The 18,540-nt window shown below is 54.0% G+C and carries 16 protein-coding genes and 1 pseudogene; 9 read left to right on the forward strand and 8 right to left on the reverse strand.

The window, feature by feature from the left end; translation table 11 throughout:
- Positions 1-92 precede the first annotated feature (92 nt).
- Positions 93-521, forward strand: a pseudogene (locus HNQ92_RS26995) (integrase core domain-containing protein); the annotation flags it as partial.
- A 29-nt stretch (positions 522-550) separates the two neighbouring features.
- Here the strand turns inward: HNQ92_RS26995 and HNQ92_RS27000 are convergent.
- The 4 genes from HNQ92_RS27000 to HNQ92_RS27015 form a co-directional block, all read right to left on the reverse strand.
- A complete protein-coding gene (locus HNQ92_RS27000) occupies positions 551-829 on the reverse strand; it encodes a hypothetical protein (RefSeq protein WP_184179400.1) in 279 nt (92 codons plus the stop codon).
- 173 nt (positions 830-1,002) lie between these two features.
- Positions 1,003-1,509: a hypothetical protein gene (locus HNQ92_RS27005; protein ID WP_184179402.1), complete on the reverse strand. Its 507-nt coding sequence runs from the start codon at positions 1,507-1,509 to the stop codon at positions 1,003-1,005.
- 374 nt (positions 1,510-1,883) lie between these two features.
- Positions 1,884-2,447: a hypothetical protein gene (locus HNQ92_RS27010; RefSeq protein WP_184179404.1), complete on the reverse strand. Its 564-nt coding sequence runs from the start codon at positions 2,445-2,447 to the stop codon at positions 1,884-1,886.
- Positions 2,448-2,604: 157 nt separating this feature from the next.
- The gene (locus HNQ92_RS27015) at positions 2,605-3,192 is read right to left on the reverse strand and encodes a hypothetical protein (protein WP_184179406.1); all 588 of its coding nucleotides are present in this window, start codon (positions 3,190-3,192) and stop codon (positions 2,605-2,607) included.
- Positions 3,193-3,610: 418 nt separating this feature from the next.
- Between HNQ92_RS27015 and HNQ92_RS27020 the strand changes: the two genes are divergently transcribed.
- The gene (locus HNQ92_RS27020; RefSeq protein WP_184179409.1) at positions 3,611-4,054 is read left to right on the forward strand and encodes a hypothetical protein; all 444 of its coding nucleotides are present in this window, start codon (positions 3,611-3,613) and stop codon (positions 4,052-4,054) included.
- A gap of 23 nt (positions 4,055-4,077) precedes the next feature.
- Here the strand turns inward: HNQ92_RS27020 and HNQ92_RS27025 are convergent, their stop codons facing one another.
- Complete coding sequence (locus HNQ92_RS27025) at positions 4,078-5,733, reverse strand: amino acid permease (protein WP_184179412.1); 1,656 nt, start codon at positions 5,731-5,733, stop codon at positions 4,078-4,080.
- Positions 5,734-5,962: 229 nt separating this feature from the next.
- Here HNQ92_RS27025 and HNQ92_RS27030 point away from each other — a divergent pair, with 229 nt between their 5' ends.
- Positions 5,963-6,736: a phosphatidylinositol-specific phospholipase C/glycerophosphodiester phosphodiesterase family protein gene (locus HNQ92_RS27030; protein ID WP_184179415.1), complete on the forward strand. Its 774-nt coding sequence runs from the start codon at positions 5,963-5,965 to the stop codon at positions 6,734-6,736.
- Here the strand turns inward: HNQ92_RS27030 and HNQ92_RS27035 are convergent.
- On the reverse strand, positions 6,733-7,977 hold the full coding sequence (locus tag HNQ92_RS27035) for an MFS transporter (protein WP_184179418.1): 1,245 nt from the start codon (positions 7,975-7,977) through the stop codon (positions 6,733-6,735). The genes HNQ92_RS27030 and HNQ92_RS27035 overlap by 4 nt on opposite strands.
- 361 nt (positions 7,978-8,338) lie before the next feature.
- Here HNQ92_RS27035 and HNQ92_RS27040 point away from each other — a divergent pair, with 361 nt between their 5' ends.
- The 4 genes from HNQ92_RS27040 to HNQ92_RS27055 all read left to right on the forward strand — a co-directional run bounded on the left by HNQ92_RS27040 (position 8,339) and on the right by HNQ92_RS27055 (position 11,118).
- Entirely contained in the window at positions 8,339-8,782 is a 444-nt protein-coding gene (locus tag HNQ92_RS27040; protein WP_184179421.1) for a hypothetical protein, read from the forward strand.
- 144 nt (positions 8,783-8,926) lie between these two features.
- Positions 8,927-9,583, forward strand: a complete 657-nt coding sequence (locus tag HNQ92_RS27045) for a phosphoribosylanthranilate isomerase (RefSeq protein WP_221307560.1) — start codon at positions 8,927-8,929, stop codon at positions 9,581-9,583.
- Between the two features lie 24 nt (positions 9,584-9,607).
- Positions 9,608-10,141: a class I SAM-dependent methyltransferase gene (locus HNQ92_RS27050; protein WP_184179424.1), complete on the forward strand. Its 534-nt coding sequence runs from the start codon at positions 9,608-9,610 to the stop codon at positions 10,139-10,141.
- A gap of 197 nt (positions 10,142-10,338) precedes the next feature.
- A complete protein-coding gene (locus tag HNQ92_RS27055; protein WP_184179427.1) occupies positions 10,339-11,118 on the forward strand; it encodes a 3-hydroxyacyl-CoA dehydrogenase in 780 nt (259 codons plus the stop codon).
- Positions 11,119-11,220: 102 nt separating this feature from the next.
- Here HNQ92_RS27055 and HNQ92_RS27060 read toward each other — a convergent pair whose 3' ends face one another.
- Positions 11,221-13,401 carry an outer membrane protein assembly factor BamB family protein gene (locus tag HNQ92_RS27060; RefSeq protein ID WP_425504318.1) on the reverse strand — a complete coding sequence of 727 codons (2,181 nt, stop codon included), beginning with the start codon at positions 13,399-13,401 and terminating at the stop codon, positions 11,221-11,223.
- 223 nt (positions 13,402-13,624) lie between these two features.
- Positions 13,625-15,100: a hypothetical protein gene (locus tag HNQ92_RS27065; RefSeq protein ID WP_184179429.1), complete on the reverse strand. Its 1,476-nt coding sequence runs from the start codon at positions 15,098-15,100 to the stop codon at positions 13,625-13,627.
- Between the two features lie 261 nt (positions 15,101-15,361).
- On the opposite strand from HNQ92_RS27065, the gene rbsK reads away from it, so the two are divergent.
- Together rbsK and HNQ92_RS27075 are read left to right on the forward strand one after the other, a co-directional pair.
- On the forward strand, positions 15,362-16,291 hold the full coding sequence (gene rbsK, locus HNQ92_RS27070) for a ribokinase (protein WP_184179432.1): 930 nt from the start codon (positions 15,362-15,364) through the stop codon (positions 16,289-16,291).
- A 205-nt stretch (positions 16,292-16,496) separates the two neighbouring features.
- Positions 16,497-18,515 (forward strand): alpha-amylase family glycosyl hydrolase, encoded by a 2,019-nt coding sequence (locus HNQ92_RS27075; RefSeq protein ID WP_184179435.1) that lies wholly within the window; start codon positions 16,497-16,499, stop codon positions 18,513-18,515.
- The last annotated feature ends 25 nt before the right edge of the window (positions 18,516-18,540 follow it).

Raw genomic sequence — 18,540 nt, forward strand, 5'->3', positions numbered from 1 at the left:
CTTCGACTGAAAATTTTCTCCTTGACATAATCCTACTAATTTAAGGGGTTTAATTAGTAGAATCCAGTTCCAGGTTTTTAGGGGGCTAGTACAATTTTATGCATGATACTTTAGATAACGGAAGGAAGTTCAAATGCTTTAATGTTATTGATGATTACAATAGAGAGGTAATTCATATCGAAATAGACTACTCCATTAAAAGCAGCAGAGTGGTATGGGTACTAAATCATCTGATAGCAAACAGGCAGAAACCTAAAGCTATTAGAATGGATAATGGGCCTGAGTTCATCGCAGATCTCACAGCCAAATGGAGTGAAATGAACACCATTGAATTTAAATATATACAACCAGGAAAACCAACCCAAAATGCATACATCGAAAGATTCAACAGAACATACCGCAACCATATATTAGACGCATACCTATTCGATGATATAAACCAAGTAAGAGAAATAACAAGTGATTGGATGGAGGATTATAATAATTATAGACCACACAAAGCACTTAAAGGAAAAAGCCCAGCAATGGTAAAATGAAAAAAATGTCTACTTTAGATATGTACTAAAAAAGGGATGCCTACATACAGCTGTGTCAGCTTACGTATTGCTTGGACTTGTTCTTTGCTTGGGTCATGAAGTGTCAGTTCTTCAAGGTTCGGACAGTCAAAGACTTGTTCCCAATGGTCGTGGGACTTGCTGATTGTTAGAATTTTTATTGCTTCCTTGTCGTGAATGTCAACCTCAGTAGCATAAGTATAGCGTTCTCGGTTCGCAACAATTGTCCAGTAGTCACCTGTCCGGTCTAAGAAATCTCCAAAGTGATGTTCCATGTATTCTTGAGGTCTGTCTAGCTATTGGGGTTAACGGAGCGAAGCTTTGTGAAGTAGCGGAATTTGAAAATCTGCCGCTTCATTGACTTTCTGCCGTTGATTAATGCTTGTTAGCTTAAATGTAGTTCGATAGCCGCTATTTTACAAAGCTTGGTTAGCTGCCGTAAATGTTATCAGGGTAGATTATTCCAGTTAATGTCTTTGTTGTCCAATAACGATTGTAGGAACTGCCTGTTACTGCTAACCAACGTCCCGTAATCTGTTGCACAAGGCAGATCTATTTCAAATAAGTAATCACATTCCTTAAGAAGCAGGTCATAACGAGACTTGCCCTTGATGTTTGCTGGGTTTAAGTAATACTTGGGCAGTTCATTTAGCTGTATCAATGTAATTCCAGGGCCAATGTTCGGCAGTAACGATCTGAAGTCATTTGTCGGCACAATAAAGTCAAAGCTTATATGACGAGCAAGCACTTGATGATAGTTTTCATTGTCAAATAATGGAAGTTGATAACTCTTCCATTCTAAGGAACCTTTAGTCTTATGCGAGTAAACCCATACGTACTTATATTCATCCAATAAAACGAATTTCAAAAAGTCTACAGTTGCAAAGTCAAGAATTATTTGAAAGTGTCCAGTGTATATTTCTTTGAGGGTATTGATATTTTCTCTCCAATCCATTTGAGGTCAGACATTATGGCAGCTAACTCCTAAATATACGCAAGTTTTGAAGTACTCCGCTACCGCCAGTTTGCAACTGGTGGATAAACATACAGCAAGTCTTTGACTTGAATATTTCGCTACGTCCGAGTGTGAAGCGGTCTCGGACCGCAGGCTCACATAATTCCGGCCAGCCCTCCGCTGGGCGTAGTCTCCGACTACGTCCGGGTGTAGGGCGGTCCCCGCGCGGCGTCCGCTCCCTCAATCCCTCCTTCCAGGAGCAGACGCCGCGCGGGGAAGCTTTATAAATTAATTCACGCATCAATAAAGAACTAAAGTAAAATATTTATTCATCAGCCGCTTTTTTGCCAATACGATGTTACCAGCCGTTTTTGTCAACGAAACCAACTTCCAGTCAAGTGTCTGTATTTGTCGCCAGTATGCTCTAGTGTCTGCAAATATGTTATCCCTAATCTAACATCAAGAAAACCCCACAAGCCATAATAAATTCCTTTGTTGGATTTCGAAATAAGATAGACGCCTAAGTCTTTCCTACCTCTTTTGAGTTTTTCCTTTTCGTGAAAGGTTAAGGTGTCATATTTGACAGTCACGCTATCGTTTAACATGAAAACCTCACCTTGTTTACGTTGCAAAATGTCGTTAATTTCATTCAATGTATTTTGATTTTGGCTGATATAATAGCGATAAGACGTGTCAATCAAAATAGGTTCTGTTAACCATTGAAGAACTGCACAAGCAACAACTAAAGCTGACCAAAAGAGCTTTGATTTCAATTTATTCCTTGCAAATAAAATTGTTAAGTAAAAGAAGAAAGCTGTCGCAATTCCGCCAAGTAAAAGAATTTGATAAGTCCCTTGCTGCCTTCCAGCAAACAGAAAGCTCAAAAAAATTGAAGCAATTCCAATTATAAGTCCTATGTGCTTGAAGGAAATTGTCATTCTAAAATGGCTGATAACGTCTATCGGCTTGCTGTCAGTACAGGCATTTTATATTTCGTCAGCTTAGCCTTTGTTCTATAGCTAAATAGCGATTTATTGTTAAACATTTATTCGCCGGCCTGTATTGCAGTAAACCGTTGTTGGCAGTAGTTGTTCGTCACTTGTGTCGTTTACAATACTCAATTGCCTTCCTGTCATAGTTCGATAAAATTTCACCGTATTGAACCATGCAATAGTAGTCCAAACAATTTTTATAGTTTTTGCTTTTAAACTCTTGGCGGGCTTTGTTTATATAACGTCTGTCAACCTGGTATTTATATTCTTCCTGTGCTTTTCGGTTGTATTCTTCAATCATTTCTTTTTGTTGTCTTGCAAGGACCTTCAGTATTGAGCAGCCGCCAAGAAAAAAATCGTCAACTAAAAATTCAAGGTCATGCAGGATGTATCGAAAAGCTAACAGCTTGTCGTCTGACTGAAAGTCGGGAAATTGCTTTTGTTCAGCAAAGCCAAGTCCGTCAAGGTAAAAGTCGTGGCTTACTTGTAATTTGTCACACTCATAAACGACGTAGCCAACAGAATACCTGTAACCAATGATAAACTTCTTGTTGTCTTTGGCAAAGGTTGCTCTTGTAAACTTTCCGCCTGAACCCTTACCGCTTTCATAATTGTCGAGACTGAAACCGAAGTTTAAGAGCAAAGGCTTCAGCACTTCAAGTCCGTTAACTAATTCTGGTAAAGGTTGCATGTCGTTTTACAATTACTGCCAACTCTTAAATATATGCAAGTTTTGCGGACGCCGTGCGGCAGTACTTCTTGTATTTATTTGTACTTTTCTGCTACATGTTGGTACTTTTAATACAGTATATATTTAAAAACTCCATGTTGAAGCGTTTCTACTTATGGATGAGTGAAGAAGAGCGCAAAGCCCCATAGCTCCCCGAGTTGGGCGTAGTCTGTGACTGGGCGGCACTCCGCTATGGCCGGATGTAAGCGATTACTCACCGCCGCCTACAAGAAAACCAGGGCAAGAACGATTTTGCCTACGCCGGTCGGAGACCGTGTGACGCACGGACATAGTTGGTACCCTACGCCCTGCATGGGTACTTAAAGCCATTCCAACCTTTCACGCCTTTTGAAACTCTATAGAAGCAAAAACGAAACTCATGAAAAAGAACCTGCTATACGCCTTGGGGGTACTTGGCCTGCTGAGCTGCCAGAGCAACGACCTCAAGCCCAAAGACCTGCGCATCCATTACCAGGAAACCGCCACGATCGATCGCACCAGCCAAACTACCCTGACGTTCGCTGATGTAGACGATGGCCGTTGTCCCGAAGATGTAAACTGCATCTGGTCGGGTCGGGCCAAGGTAGATCTGGCCCTCCGGGGAGCCGGAGCCAGCGAGCCCGAGCTCATAAAGCTATGCTTGTGGTGTGCCGGGGAGCTTAACCCAGGTACCTCACTCCCCATCACCGACACCCTCAGCTATACCTACCGCGGGCAAAACTACCTTTTCACCCTCAAAGCCGTAGAGCCGTATCCGGCCTCGCATACAGCTCCTACTCCTAAAGAAGACTACTCCATCGTGCTTTCGGTACAGCGAAAGTAGACCAAGTACCCTAGAAGTACCCCTTACGCCAGCTTGCTTTTGCGGTAGCCGTAGGCGAAGTAAATCACCAGACCAATGACCAGCCAAATAACAAAAATGAGCCAGTTGGAAGCGCCCAGCTCGGTCATGAGGTAGAGGTTGGTGAGGATGCCCATCACGGGCAGCAGCGAGAAGCGGTGCCGGTACCCCAGCACCGAAAGTACTGCCCAGGTGAGCCAGAAGACCACCAACAGGGGCTTGTCGGCCACGGCTTCCAGCAGATGACCGTTGTAGAGCGTATAGGCAAAGGCCGCCACGAAGAAAACCCCGATGATATACTTGCCGTTGACGTAAGGTACCCGAAACTTCGACTGCGCCGAAATGCCCGTGTGGTCCAGGTAAAGTACCCCGCCGCACACCAGAATAAACGCAAAGAAAGTACCTACGCTGGTGAGATCGACGAAGAAATCCATCTTGAAAAAGAGCGCCGGTACGGCCACCACAATGCCCGTGATGATGGTGGCGAAGGAAGGCGTTTGGTACTTGGGGTGAATGGTTGCGAATTTCTTCCAGAGCAGGCCGTCGCGGCTCATCGTCATCCAGATCCGCGGCTGGCCCAGCTGGTACACCAGCAGCGCGCTCGTGATGGCAATGACCGCACTCACGGAGATGACCCCCGCCATGAAGTCCAGCCCGATGCGCTCAAATACAAACGCCAGCGGATCGGCCACGTTGAGCTCTTTGTAGTTGACCATGCCCGTCAGTACCAGCGTGATGAGCACGTACAGTACCGTACAGATCAGCAGGCAGTAGATCATGGCGCGGGGAAGGTCGCGCTGCGGATTTTTGCATTCTTCGGCGGTGGTCGAGATGGAATCGAAGCCAATGAAGGCGAAAAACACCGCCGCCACGCCGCTCAGTACCCCGCCCACCCCGTTGGGTGCAAAGGGCGTCCAGTTTTCGGGTTTTACGTAAAACGCCCCCGCAAAAATCACTAGCAGCACCACGCCGATCTTCAGCACCACCATGATGTTGCTGGCCGTGCGCGATTCTTTAATACCAATGTACACCAGGGCCGTCACCAGCACCGTAATAAGCCCGGCGGGCAGGTCAAAAATAATACGGAGGTCGCCCAGCAGCGGGGCCGTTTGGTAGGCCAGCGCGGCGGCTTGCTCGGCCGTGGTAAGTACCTCGCCGGTTTGGAGCTTGGCAAAAGCCTCCGCCGCCGAACCCGGATCAATGGTGAGCCAGCCGGGCAGCACTACCCCAAAGCCCGCCAGCATGGTGACAAAGTACCTCGACCACGAAATGGCCACCACCATGTTGGAAACGGCGTATTCCAGGATGAGCGCCCAGCCGATGATCCAGGCAAACAACTCCCCAAAAGCCACGTAGGCGTAGGTGTAGGCACTGCCCGACACGGGTACCGTACTGGCAAACTGCGCGTACGACAGCGCCGTGAACACGCAGGCCACGGCCGTAAACACAAACAGCAGTGACACGGCCGGTCCGCCGTTGAAGCTGGCCAGCCCGATGGTACTGAAAATACCGGCCCCCACGATGGCCGCAATCCCCAGCGAAACCAGGTCGCGCACGCCCAGGATTTTTTTGAGGCCACCCGAGGCCTGGTCGGCCTGGTGGGCGTCGGACAGGATTTGGGTAACGGTTTTTTTACGAAACAGAGAGGAGTTGTTTTCCATAGAAGATCCCGCGTATTCAGAAGTAGTTTGATGATTAACGGGCTAAAATAAGGATAATCTCGCACGATGAAAGCACAACCGAGTGATTTATCCCCCTGACGGAGTAATTGACGACCCACCAAGGGTACTTTACGCGTTTCATCACAAAAAATTAACCGACTTCGTAGGTACCTGAAGGTACTTTGTGGCTTTACTTAGCAGCCGGTTTTTCTCAACCCCCGTTTCACCCATGATCCGATCGCTCGCTTGCCTGCTTATCGTCCTGCTACCCCTGCACTTTCTGGGGGCACAAAGTACCCCGCGCTACACCACCGCCCAGGCGCACTCGCACAACGACTATGAGCAGGCACGGCCGTTTTGGGCGGCCTACGAGCAGCAGTTTGGCTCCATCGAAGCCGACGTCCACCTGCGTAACGACACCCTCTTCGTGGCCCACGACGCCAAGGACATGGCCCCCGGCCGCACGCTCACGAGCCTGTACCTACAGCCCATGCAGCAGCAGGTACGCAAAAACAAAGGGCGGATTTATCCCGGCAAAAAACAAAGCCTTCTGCTCCTGATCGATCTCAAAACGGCCGCCGAGCCTACCATGGCCGCGCTGGTCAAAACCCTGGAGCCCTACCAAGCCTGGCTGGCCCCGAAGGGTACCGTCAAAGTGGTGGTAAGCGGCAATACGCCCCGGCCCGAGGACTTCGACAAGTACCCCGCCTACCTCTACTTCGACGGCCGCCCTAACCAGACCTACACGCCCCAGCAACTGGAGCGCGTGGGGCTCATCAGCCAGTCGTTTCTGGCCTACGCCCGGCCCAGCCAGGAGGGTACTTTTAGGCCGGAAGAAAAAGAAAAGCTGCGGGAGGTCATCGCCAAGATCCACGCCCAAAACCGCCAGGTACGTTTCTGGGCCACGCCCGACACGCCCGCCGCCTGGCAGGCGCTCATGGAGCTGGGCGTAGACTACCTCAATACCGACCAAATAGAAGCCCTCGCCGGGTACCTGCGCTAGGTGATGCGCACCGCAAAAAGATCCTTGGACCGGAAGTAGACCCAGGTCACGACACCCATCGTCACTACCCCGCCCAGCACCACCGCCGGTACCGTGCCGAAGAGCCGCGCCGCCACGCCCGACTCAAACGCGCCGAGCTCGTTGGAGGAGCTCACAAACATGCCGTTCACCGCCGCCACGCGGCCCCGCATTTCGTCGGGCGGAAAGAGTTGCAGGATCGTCTGCCGGATGATGACGCTCACGCTGTCGCAGGCTCCGGTCATGAACAACGCCACGCACGACAGCCAGAAGCTGGTAGAGAACGCAAACACCAGGGTGAATACCCCGAAGCCTGCCACCGAAAGGAGCATGTTGCGCCAGGCGTGCCGCGTGGGCGGAAAGTACGCCATACCCAAGAGCGTGAGCATGGCCCCTACCGACGGCGCCGCCCGAAGCAGTCCCAGTCCTTCGGGCCCTACGTGCAGGATGTCTTCGGCAAAGACCGGCAGCAGCGCGATCACGCCCCCGAAAAGGACCGAAAATAGATCCAGCGAAACGGCGTAGAGCACAATGCGCGTCCGGAATACGAAGCGGAAACCTTCCTTGAGGCTTTCGAGCAGGGTGGTGTTGGTTTTGATGAAATCGGGGCGCGTTTTGATGAACGAAAGCAGCACCAGGCACACCACAAAAAAGCCGATCACTACCAGCAGCGCGTTCGCCAGGCCGATGTACGCGTACAGAAAACCCGCCACGCCCGGCCCCAGGATGGACCCCGCCTGCCCGAAGGTACTACTCCAGGTGGAGGAGTTGGAGTAGAGCTCGCGCGGCACCAGAAAGGGCTTCAGCGACGACGAAGCGGGCGAATAAAAGCCTTTGGAAAAGCCTATCAGGAAAAAGACGGAATAGATGAGCACCAGCCGCTCCCGCAGACTGAGGAGGTCAAAAAAAGCGGGCTGGAAGATCAGGTACAGAATCACCGAGCCCAGGATAATGACCGCCAAACTGAGGCGCATGATGGTGATCTTGTTGCGCTGGTCGGCGATGTGGCCGCCAAAGAGCGAGGTCATGATGAAAGGGACCACCTCGGCCAGCCCGATAAGCCCCAGCGAGAGCGGGTCGTGCGTGAGCAGGTACAGCTCGTAGCCCACGATCACCTCCTGGATGAGGATCATGGCGCGAAACAAAAAACTGTTGGCTAAGAAAAAGCGGAAGTCGGGGTAGCGGAGGGCGGCGTAAGCGTCGTGGGAATGGGTTGATTTCAATTCGTTGATGGGGACGTGTTTACTTGGCTAACATCAAGTGGGCAAAGTAGTGTTCCCGAAGGTACTTTGAAAATGGGAAAGCGCTTGTGTTTGGGCGCTCTTGTCGGGGTTGGCGCTCTGGTTGCCGGTGTTCTCACCGGCATTTTCGTTAAAGTACCTTTTACCCGTAGCTGTTTCTACCAGGGGATTCGTCTTTAGTTTTACCTTCTGTACTTGAGGTTACTGCAAAAGAAATCCCGATGGGACTGCTAGTAATCATACTGACTCTTTACAACCTCAAGGGCTTAAAGTGGGTCAAAGGTACAAGGCCATCGAAACTCCCTTTGGGAGCGTGTTTCGTGTAAATCAAGATACTGTTTGTATGAAAAAATTCCCTTTTATCGCCAGGATGTTGCTGCTGGCTGCCTCATTGATAGCTACCTCCTGTAGTGACGGGGGGCCTAAAACTTGCCAGGTACCATCCGTTGAAGGACAGAAAAACAACGTCATCGGCAAATGGAAGCTCATGACGATGGACCGTCTCATGGGACGTGATGGACCCGTAACTATTGATTTGTCCTGCGATAACGTCATTTTTCATTTTATGAATGACGGCACAGTTACTATCCATAGCGATACCGAAAAATATAGTGATTATGGCGATGAAAAGTTACCCTATGAATGGGAAAATCCCACTCTGCCCGCTACCTACGGCCAACTTACTATTAACCAACTTACCTGGCCCGCTGGAGTTGAAGAGCGGGAAATGATTCTAGACAATTCCCCCTTGGATTGGGGAAGGCGCATTTTGGTCCGGATTGAATAAACAAAAACTCAACGTTTCCCCCTTTGCCGGTGAGAGCATCGGCATTTTCCTCGCCAAGGATGTACTTTTAGAAACTAGCTATCTTTGCTAACTACCGCGATTAGCCCTAAAATTGCGGTGTACATTAGCCCGGAACAAAACTCCTTGACACCCCTACCCCGCATCAAGATTTGCTGCATCAGCAGCGTGCAGGAAGCCCAAACGGCCATCCGCTACGGAGCCGCCGCGCTGGGACTGGTGGGCCCCATGCCCAGTGGCCCCGGCACCCTCACCGACGACGCCATCGCGCGCATCGTGCCCACGGTACCTCCACCCATCGCTACTTTTCTGCTCAGCTGCGAAACCCTGCCCGAAAGCCTCATTGCCCACCAGCGGCGGGTACATACCAACACGCTCCAGTTGGTAGACGCCGTTTCGCCAGGTACCTACGCGCTGCTGCGGGAGGCGCTACCCACGGTCCGGCTCGTGCAGGTGATCCATATCCTCGATGAAGCCTCGGTGGAAGAAGCCCTGCGCCTGGCCCCGGAAGTGGACGCCCTCCTGCTGGACTCCGGTAACCCGACGCTGGCCATCAAGGAACTCGGCGGTACCGGGCGCACGCACAACTGGATGCTGAGCCGCCAGATCGTGGAGCAGGCTCCGGTGCCGGTATTTCTGGCCGGAGGCCTGAAGGCCGAAAACGTCCGGGCCGCCCTGGATGCCGTCCAGCCCTTCGGCCTGGATCTTTGCAGCGGCGTCCGTACCCAGGGCCAGCTCGACGAAGCCAAACTGGAGGCGTTTTTTCGGGCAGTCGGGTACTGAGGTACTTGTAATCAGCATCACCCCATGAAACTACCCGAACGCTTCGCCTGGGCGCTGGAGGTACTTGACCCGGCCCCTACGGATACGCTCCTGGAAATTGGCTGCGGGGCGGGCCTGCTGGCCGAGGCCCTGGCCCAGCGCCTCACTACCGGTACCCTCACGGCCCTCGACCGCTCGGCGGCCATGATCCGGCAGGCTCAGCAACGCAACGAACGCTTCGTCACCGCCGGTACCCTGCAACTGGTCACGGGCGAGCTTTCGTCCCTGATAGCCGCGCCAGGTACCTTTGACAAGGCCGTGGCGTTCAACGTCAGCGCGTTTTGGAAAAACCCAGCCCCTGAGCTTGGTCTGCTGCGCAAGTACCTCAAGCCCGCAGGTACCTTTTATTTGCTCCACCAACCTCCTACCGACACGACCCGCGCCACCGCCGAGCGGGCCGTTGCATCCCTGACGGAGCAGGGATTTCAGGTTGAGCAGGTACTTTTCCGGGAGCTGACGCCCGCCTCGGCCTTTTGCATTATTTCAAAACCTAAGAAGCGGTCTACATGTATATTGTAAAAAATTGTATAGGCTATTTTTGAGCGAAACAAGGCACATTTCACAGCGATAGCCGGAGGCTATCGTGAGAAATGTAACGAAGTTACAGCCAAAAAAAGCCCTACAAGATTTACTAGATACATGATAGACTGCTTCTAACCTTGATTGATTCTTGCCCAAATAGGTACTTTTGGGGCGCAAACTAAAAACGAACCGTTATGCAATTGCAACAAACGACCGCGCTCATCACCGGTGGCGCTTCGGGCCTGGGTGAGGCCACGGCCCGGCTCTTCGTGAAGCAGGGCGCGCGGGTAGCCATCCTGGACCTGGACGAAACCCGGGGCCGCGCCCTGGCGGCCGAACTACCCGAACAGGTACTTTTCTTCAAAACCAACGTCAGCGACGAAGCCGAGGTACAAGCGGCCCTCGATACTACCCTAGGTACCTTTGGGAGCCTGGGCGTCGTGGTCAACTGCGCTGGCATTGCCGAGGCCCGCAAGACCGTCGGGAAGGTGCAAGGTACCTTCGGGCCGCACGCGCTGGCGGCTTTTGAAAAAACCATCCGGGTCAACCTCATAGGTACCTTCAACGTGATCCGGCTGGCGGCTTTTGCCATGCTCCAAAACGACCCCAACGAAGAGGGCGAGCGGGGCGTGATTATCAACACGGCCTCCGTAGCCGCCTACGACGGACAGGTGGGGCAAGCGGCCTATTCCGCCAGCAAGGGCGGCATCGTGGGCATGACGTTGCCCATCGCCCGCGACCTGGCCCCGAGCGGCATCCGGGTCATGACCATCGCGCCGGGGCTGTTCGAAACACCCCTGCTGGCGGGTTTGCCCGAGGAGGCGCGGCTCTCGCTGGGCCAGCAGGTACCTTTCCCTTCCCGACTGGGCCGCCCGCACGAGTACGCGCTGCTAGCCAAGTCCATCGTGGAAAACCCCATGCTCAACGGCGAGGTGATCCGGCTCGACGGCGCCATCCGGATGGCGCCGCGCTAGTCACTAAAGTACCTTATACAAAAACACCGAGCGCGCTCAGCGACTGGTTCGTTAGGCCAGAGGTTGAGCGCGCTCAATTTTATGATCTCGCTAGATACCTGCTTACTTCTTAATGAGGTTTTCGGGCAGGGCAAATGCCACGTAGCTATCACCACCCGGTGCGCCGAGCTTGGTACCTCCGCAGGCCACGACTACGTACTGGCGGCCGTTGACCTGGTAGGTACTTGGGGTAGCAAAGGCCGCGGCGGGCAGCTGCTTTTCCCACAGGAGCTTGCCGGTTTTTTTGTCGTAAACCCTAAACTTACCGTCGCGCGTACCGGCGATAAAGAGCAGCCCGCTGGCCGTCACGACCGGTCCGCCGTAGCTTTCTGAGCCCGTTTGCGGCAGGCCCTTGGCGGCTAGCTCCGGCGTCTCGCCAAAGGGTACTTTCCAGAGGTACTCCCCGGTGTTGAGGTTGATGGCGTTGAGGGTACCCCAGGGCGGGCGCACGGCCGGATGCCCGTCTTTATCCAGGAATTTGCTGTAGCCCGAAATCTGGTACGTCACTTGCGAACCTTTTTGGGTACCCAGGCCGGGCTCCTTTGCTTCGCCGTCGCCGGGCGCAAAACCCGGCTCTTCTTTTTCTTCATCGAACAGGAAGGCGACCAAGGCTTTCCTTTCCTTTTCGGAGAACTTCCGGAAGGCGGGCATCATGCCTTTGCCGTTACGGATGACGTTGGTGACGTAGTCCCGGGAGCGACGCCCGCCGATGTCTACCAACGACGGGAAGCCGCTGTTGGGGTTGCCTTTGCGCTCGGCCCCGTGGCAGGGGGTGCAGTTGGTGGTGTACAGGCTATGCCCGGACGAAAGGCTAGCCAGCTGCTCGGGCGACGAAGACGGCCCCAGCGAGATACGCCAGGCCATTTCGCTGCTGTTCAGGTACAGGATGCCGTCGGGATCGGCCGCGGCCCCGCCCCACTCAGCCCCGCCGTCCAGGCCGGGGTAGATGATGGTACCTTGCTGGCTAAGCGGCGTAAAGGGCCCCTCGGAGCGGCTCTTCCGCACCAGCTCGATCAGTTCCTGGCGGTTTGCGGCGTAGGGGCTCACGTCGTCTTCGGTAAAGGTTTGGCGCGCGTAGGGAGCGGGCTTCACCGGCACGGGCTGCGTAGGCCAGCTCTCCTCACCCGGAATGTCCGACTGCGGCACCGGCTTTTCCTCAATCGGGAACAACGGCTCGCCCGTTTCGCGATTAAATACGAAGGTATAGCCCTGCTTGGTCACCTGCACCACGGCGTCCACGCGCTTGCCGTTGTGGGTGAGCGTCACCAGGTTGGGTGGAGCCGAGGGATCACGGTCCAGGATGTCGTGGTGTACCAGCTGGTAGTGCCAGATCCGCTCGCCCGTTTTGGCGTTCAGAGCCAGCAGCGTATTGGCAAAGAGGTTGGTCCCGATGCGGTCGGCTCCGTAAAAATCGTAGGCCGCCGAGCCCGTCGGGATGTACACGATGCCCCTTTTGCGGTCTACGGCCATACCGGCCCAGTTGTTGGCCCCGCCCACGGTGGCGTTCTTGTAGGTATCCTTTGGCCAGGTATCGTAGCCGTACTCACCCGGCTGCGGAATGGTATGAAATACCCAGGCCAGCTTACCCGTCTGGATATTGAATGCCTGAATGTGCCCTAAGGCAGCGTCGGTACCTTCCGACACCCGCAGTGGCATGATAATAAAATCGTCGTAGACCGTGCCGGGCGTATTCGAAATCACCATTTTATCTTCGGCGGTGGGGCCCAGGCCGGCTTTCAGGCTGGCCCGCCCGTTTTCTCCAAAGCTCGTGATGGCTTCTCCGTTGGCCGCGTTGACCGCATACAGCCACGGGCCGTTGGTGTACAGGATACGCTTATCATCACCCTTTTTCCAGTACACCAGGCCCCGGCTGGTACTGAACTGATCGGTACCTTCGGTCACTTTTCGCCAGATTTCCTGGCCGGTGGCGGCATCCACGGCAAAGGGCTGGGTGGTGGCCGTCATGCCGTAAAGTACCCCATCCACGATGATCGGGTTGCACTGGATCTGCCCGGTATCGCCGGTATGGTACTCCCAGGCCACCTCCAGCGAAGTGACGTTGGACGAGTCGATCTGGGTCAGGGAAGAATACTGGTTGCGGCCCGGTCCGCCCTGGTACTCCAGCCAGTCGGCTCCCGAAGCAAAATCGGCATCCGTCGAGCCCGTTTGGCACGCCCAGTTGGCGGCGCCCATCGCCCCGGCCAGGAGAATTACGCGTAAGATGGTCTTTTTTAAAGGCAACATATAGTACATAAGGTAGTTTTACCAGTATAAATCCGAGATGCAAAGTAAATGACTGGAACGAGAATTTATCCGCTAATTTTACGAATTATAGATAATCCTATTGCCGCTCCTCTTGTTTGATTTGTTCCTTATTCAGCCTCTTGCTTTATTTTTTTAGCAAAAAATAGTTCTTTCTATTTATATACCTCCCGCTGCCGCTCTACTTTCCCACGGACCTTACCCATCAAAAGGTACCTAGCCGCTTTTTGGCTTTGATCCGCCCCAGCCACTCGCTAAGACAGAGCTCCGTAATAAGTCGCTTTTCGTACGGATTGTCGGCCAGGGCTTCCAGTTTTTCGCGGTAGCCTTTCAGGGGTTTGAAGGCCAGCCAGCGCTTCAGGATCGTGAGCAGGAGCTGCTCCACGCCAAAGAGTTTTCGTTCGCTTTTGAGCTTGCGTTCCATGGAGCGCATGGCGTAAAGAAGGTAGTCGGTGTTGTCCATGAGGGCGTTGACCTGCAAATTGAGCAATAGAAAGATGGTACGCGAAGACTGATCGGTCAAAGTACTAGGTAGATTCAGCTCACTGTTGATCAGCCGCAGCGCCTTGGAGTACTCGTCCAGGCACAGCCATACGCGGGCAATGGTGTACTGCAGGTGCGAGCGCATCTGAAAAGGAATCTGGGGAATGTCGCGTTTGAGCGCCGGGCTGTGCTCCGTGAGCAAAGTACCCGCCTCCTCAAACTGCCGCTGATCCACGCAGCGCTTGAGTTGGTGCTCAAGTACCTTGCACCGCACCAGCGCATCCAGGCTTTCGGAGGAGAAAATGGCTTTCAGCCGGTTGAGAAAGAAATCCATGTCGTGGTACTGCTCCATCCAGCGGAGGTCGGACAGGATGCCGTCGAGGACGTAGACGTAGTAGAGCGGCGAGTCTCGCCAAAGCAGCTCGTGCCGCTGAAACAGGTCGTCCAGATCGTAAAATACCCCCAAGCTACTCTTCACGTTGCCGAGCATCTGGAAGTAGGTCGACTGAAAATGCAGGTGCAGCTGCTGCAACTTAAAGGACATCTCGCCCGGTCGGTTCAGGATCTGGTACTCTTCCAGCAGCAGATCGTTCAGCTCGGTTACTTCCTGCTGGCTGCGCACCACGCCCTGCTTCCAGTACCTCAGCAAAAGTACCTCGTAGAGGCTCGCGTACTGGCTAAACCGCTGCTCCTGCTCCAGCAGCTCTTTTATTTTGTTTTGCTTTTCGAGGAGTTGGTCTTCATTCACTTCAATGAATTGCAGGTGGGCCAGGTACTGTAGCTCCTGCCGGGCGGCCAGAATATAGAACATGTGCTTTTCGAGCCGGAGCGCCTGTACTTTTATTTTTTCCAGCTGCTCCAGGCTGGCCTTCACCAGCCCTTTGTGGTACAAAATGCGGCTGTCATGCAGCGAATTCATCAGCTTCACTTCCACTTCCTTGTCCGAATCGTACTGGCGCAGGCTCTTCATTAGTGCCCGGTAGAGGTGCTTGCGGGCGGGCTCTATGCTGGTACCCGGAAATAGTTTCTTGAGGCCCTCGGCAAAGTCCCGGTCCAGGGCAGGCTGTTTTTCCAGGAAGTCAAATAGCTGCAAGTAGCTCTTTTCGCCTTTCTGCATATCAGAGCATAACCGGAAGTACCTTTTCTCGGATTTGGTCAAGGATTGCACCAGCGCGAAAAGGGTGTCAATGGAGTACATAGGATTAGCTAATCGGAGAAAAAACAAAACTACCTAAATAAAGTACCTAGGGCCGTTTTTTCTACTAATGAGGTACCTGAAATAAATACACCGTACGTAGTAGGATTGATGAAACAAGCTAAATATGGCAGTATTGAAAAGTATATTTATTTTTTTAAATGATTGTACACTTCTAATTTTGACCTCGTTGTAGTACTCAGCACGTACCCGCTGGTTTTGTACTACCTGTAGTGTATTTAGTATTCAAATACTACCAGAGCCATGGCCGTACCTATTTGTGTTATCGGGAGTTCCAACACCGACATGGTCGTGAAAGCGGATCGCTTGCCTCTGCCGGGGGAGACGGTTTTGGGGTGGTCGTTTCTGATGAATCCGGGCGGAAAAGGGGCCAACCAGGCGGTGGCGGCAGCCCGGCTTCAGAGCCAGGTAACGTTTGTGACCAAGGTAGGTAACGATATTTTTGGGCGGCAGGCCATCCAGCAGTTTCAGCACGAAAATATCAATACCGATTTTATAACGACGGACAAAGAACTACCCTCCGGCGTAGCGTTGATCGGGGTAGATGCCGACGGCGAAAACACCATCATCGTGGCTCCCGGCTCCAACAGCAAGCTCGACATCCGCATCGTGGAGCAGGCGCTGGACCGCATCGAGGGCGAGGCCATCGTGCTGATGCAGCTCGAAATTCCGATCCATATCGTGGAGGCCGCCATTGAAAAAAGTTTCCATAAAGGCCTGCGGATTATGCTTAATCCGGCCCCGGCTCACGCCCTGGACCACCGGATCCTGAAGTACCTGGAGGTCATCACGCCCAATACGTTTGAGGCCGAAATGCTCACCGGCGTGCACGTCACCGATCCGGCTTCGGCCCGGGAGGCCGCCATCATCCTGCACGAGTTGGGGGTACCTACGGTGGTGATCACGCTGGGGGCTACCGGCGCGTACCTGCACACCGCTAGGGTATCGCGGCTCATTCCGGCCCCGGCCGTTACGGCCATCGACACCACGGCCTCCGGCGACTGCTTCAACGGGGCGCTGGCGGTGGCCCTGTCGGAAGGCCAGGACATCGAAGTAGCCATTGCTTTTGCGTGCAAAGCGGCCTCCATTTCGGTAACGCGCATGGGCGCGCAGTCGTCCATGCCCTACCGCAAAGAAGTGAACGAAATTCCCATTATACCCGTCGGCGAATAGCCCCCCTCCTTGAGAAGTATGGTTTAGCAATGAATCGTTAAGTGAACTAAAAAAACACCACAATCACCCATTTAACAAGGGCTAGCCGCTCTATTCCCAAGTACCTGACTCGCTTCGCGGGGCCGGGGCTGGAAGCCTTTTTGCGTAACAAACCGGCAGGACTAGCTCTTCGTAAAGAAAACAACCCACTGATAGCTCATACTGTATGCGTCTCTTTATAGTATCTATTCTTATTTTCCTGGCAAGCCTCCCCGGCCAAGCCGCTGACCTCGTTTTGTTCGCCCATGACGCCGAGGTGTGGCACCCCAGGCAGGCGCTGTTGGGGCAGCTGGAGGGCTTTCGGGCGCAGCAGGTCACGGTACACCACAATCAGCGCACGTTTTTTGCCGAAGTACCCAACGGCCAAACATTCACCTTTGACCTGGTACTTTCCGAGCGCGAGAACCTCATCTGGGCCGAAGCCCGCACGCCCGACGGCCAGCGGATCGTCTCCGATACCCTGCGCTACACGCTGGCCTATAAGCCGGTACCCATCGTGAAGCCCTACGCCCGCGTGCAATCCAACCACGTGAGCCTGCACGCCCGCCTGCTGGAAAATCCCCTCGGCCTACCGCTCTCCTACGCCTGGCAGGCCGACCCGGCCAATCCGGCCCGCGCCACCATCGAGCACGCGCAGGATTCGGTGGCTTCGGTGGCGATCCCGAGCCAGGCGGGCGACTACTACTTCAACCTGCTCGTGGTGGCGGGGCGGGATTCGGTCAGGTACCAAACGCTGGTGCGGCAAAACGGCGGTGTCCCCACCGCCTACGACATCGACACCGCCTACCCGTCCTGGATGCACGACGCCGTGGTGTACCAGATCACGCCGCGCGCTTTCACGCGCGAAGGTACCTTTGCGCACATTACCCAAAAACTACCCGAGCTCAAGCAGCTGGGCATCAATACCATCTGGCTACAGCCCATCACCAAGTCGTCTTACAAGGGCCAGGGCTACGACGTGGTGGACTACCTGGGCCTCAACCCGGACTTTGGTAGCGAGCAGCAGCTCCGGGAGCTCATCGCCCAGGCCAAGCAGCTACAGATGCGGGTACTTTTCGATTTGGTCCTGAATCATTCGTCCATCCAGCATCCCTACGCGCAGGACCTCATCAAGCACGGCGAGCGCTCGCACTACTACGCTTTTTACCAGCACACCAACGACAAAGTACCTTACTCTTCTTTTTACAATAAAGACGAGCACGGCTTCATCACCTACTTCTGGAAAGACCTCGTCAACTTCAACTACGCCAACGAGGAGGTGCAGCGCTGGATCCTGGAGGTGTGCAAGTACTGGGTACGGGAGTTTGACATCGACGGCTACCGCTTCGACGCCATCTGGGGTGTGCGGTCACGCGAGCCCGCTTTTTCCCGCCGCCTGCGCACGGAGCTCAAGAGCATCAAGCCCGAACTCCTGATGCTGGCCGAAGACAAAGGCTCCGTGCCCGAAGTATACAAACTGGGCTTCGACGCCGCCTACGACTGGACCGCCGACACCAACTGGGTATCGCAGTGGTCGTGGGAGTACGAGTACTCCGAGTCCGAAAGTAAGACGCTTTTCAGCCACCCGGACGAGTCCCAGCGGGGTACTTTGTTGAGCCAGGCTTTATTCCAAAACAGCGCCCCGCACCGCCTGCTGCGCTTCATGGAAAACAACGACCTGCCGCGCTTCATGGCTACCTACGACCTGCCCCGTACCCAGCTGGCTTCCGCGCTGCTCTTCTCGTTACCGGGTATTCCTATGCTCTACAACGGCCAGGAGGTAGGCTTCCGGGGACATCCGTACCGCACGCACGCCGTCTTTTCGCCCGATAGTACCATCCGGTCGCAGGATCAGGACGGGCTTTTTGACTACTACCAAAAGCTCATTCGCCTGCGCCAGCAGCACGCCGTACTGAGGGATACGACCCTGGAGCAACTACCTCTAAACAGCACGGGGAGCCCGCTGGTGGCCTTCCGGCGCTGGAGCGGTAAGGAGCAGCTGGTGGCGCTGATCAACCTGGGAAGTACCCCCGCTACGGCCTCGGTGGCCATCCGGGAGGCGTTGCCCGCACCGCTTCGTAGGAAGAAACTACGCTTTAAAGAGGCCCTGCACGAAGGTACCTATACCGTAAAAAAACGCCAGACACAGCTGGAGGTACCGCTGGAAGCCTACACCATGAAATGGCTACTACTGGAGGAGAAATGAACGTCGCATCGCAAAAGTAGATACA

The organism is Rhabdobacter roseus (assembly GCF_014202275.1).
Classification (GTDB): Bacteria; Bacteroidota; Bacteroidia; order Cytophagales; family Spirosomataceae; genus Rhabdobacter; species Rhabdobacter roseus.

Coding starts and splice junctions, on each gene's coding strand:
- HNQ92_RS27000 (WP_184179400.1), bottom strand. CDS start 829: ATGGAACATCACTTTGGAGATTTCTTAGACCGGACAGGTGACTACTGG.
- HNQ92_RS27005 (WP_184179402.1), bottom strand. CDS start 1,509: ATGGATTGGAGAGAAAATATCAATACCCTCAAAGAAATATACACTGGA.
- HNQ92_RS27010 (WP_184179404.1), bottom strand. CDS start 2,447: ATGACAATTTCCTTCAAGCACATAGGACTTATAATTGGAATTGCTTCA.
- HNQ92_RS27015 (WP_184179406.1), bottom strand. CDS start 3,192: ATGCAACCTTTACCAGAATTAGTTAACGGACTTGAAGTGCTGAAGCCT.
- HNQ92_RS27020 (WP_184179409.1), top strand. CDS start 3,611: ATGAAAAAGAACCTGCTATACGCCTTGGGGGTACTTGGCCTGCTGAGC.
- HNQ92_RS27025 (WP_184179412.1), bottom strand. CDS start 5,733: ATGGAAAACAACTCCTCTCTGTTTCGTAAAAAAACCGTTACCCAAATC.
- HNQ92_RS27030 (WP_184179415.1), top strand. CDS start 5,963: ATGATCCGATCGCTCGCTTGCCTGCTTATCGTCCTGCTACCCCTGCAC.
- HNQ92_RS27040 (WP_184179421.1), top strand. CDS start 8,339: ATGAAAAAATTCCCTTTTATCGCCAGGATGTTGCTGCTGGCTGCCTCA.
- HNQ92_RS27050 (WP_184179424.1), top strand. CDS start 9,608: ATGAAACTACCCGAACGCTTCGCCTGGGCGCTGGAGGTACTTGACCCG.
- HNQ92_RS27055 (WP_184179427.1), top strand. CDS start 10,339: ATGCAATTGCAACAAACGACCGCGCTCATCACCGGTGGCGCTTCGGGC.
- HNQ92_RS27060 (WP_425504318.1), bottom strand. CDS start 13,401: ATGTTGCCTTTAAAAAAGACCATCTTACGCGTAATTCTCCTGGCCGGG.
- HNQ92_RS27065 (WP_184179429.1), bottom strand. CDS start 15,100: ATGTACTCCATTGACACCCTTTTCGCGCTGGTGCAATCCTTGACCAAA.
- rbsK (WP_184179432.1), top strand. CDS start 15,362: ATGGCCGTACCTATTTGTGTTATCGGGAGTTCCAACACCGACATGGTC.
- HNQ92_RS27075 (WP_184179435.1), top strand. CDS start 16,497: ATGCGTCTCTTTATAGTATCTATTCTTATTTTCCTGGCAAGCCTCCCC.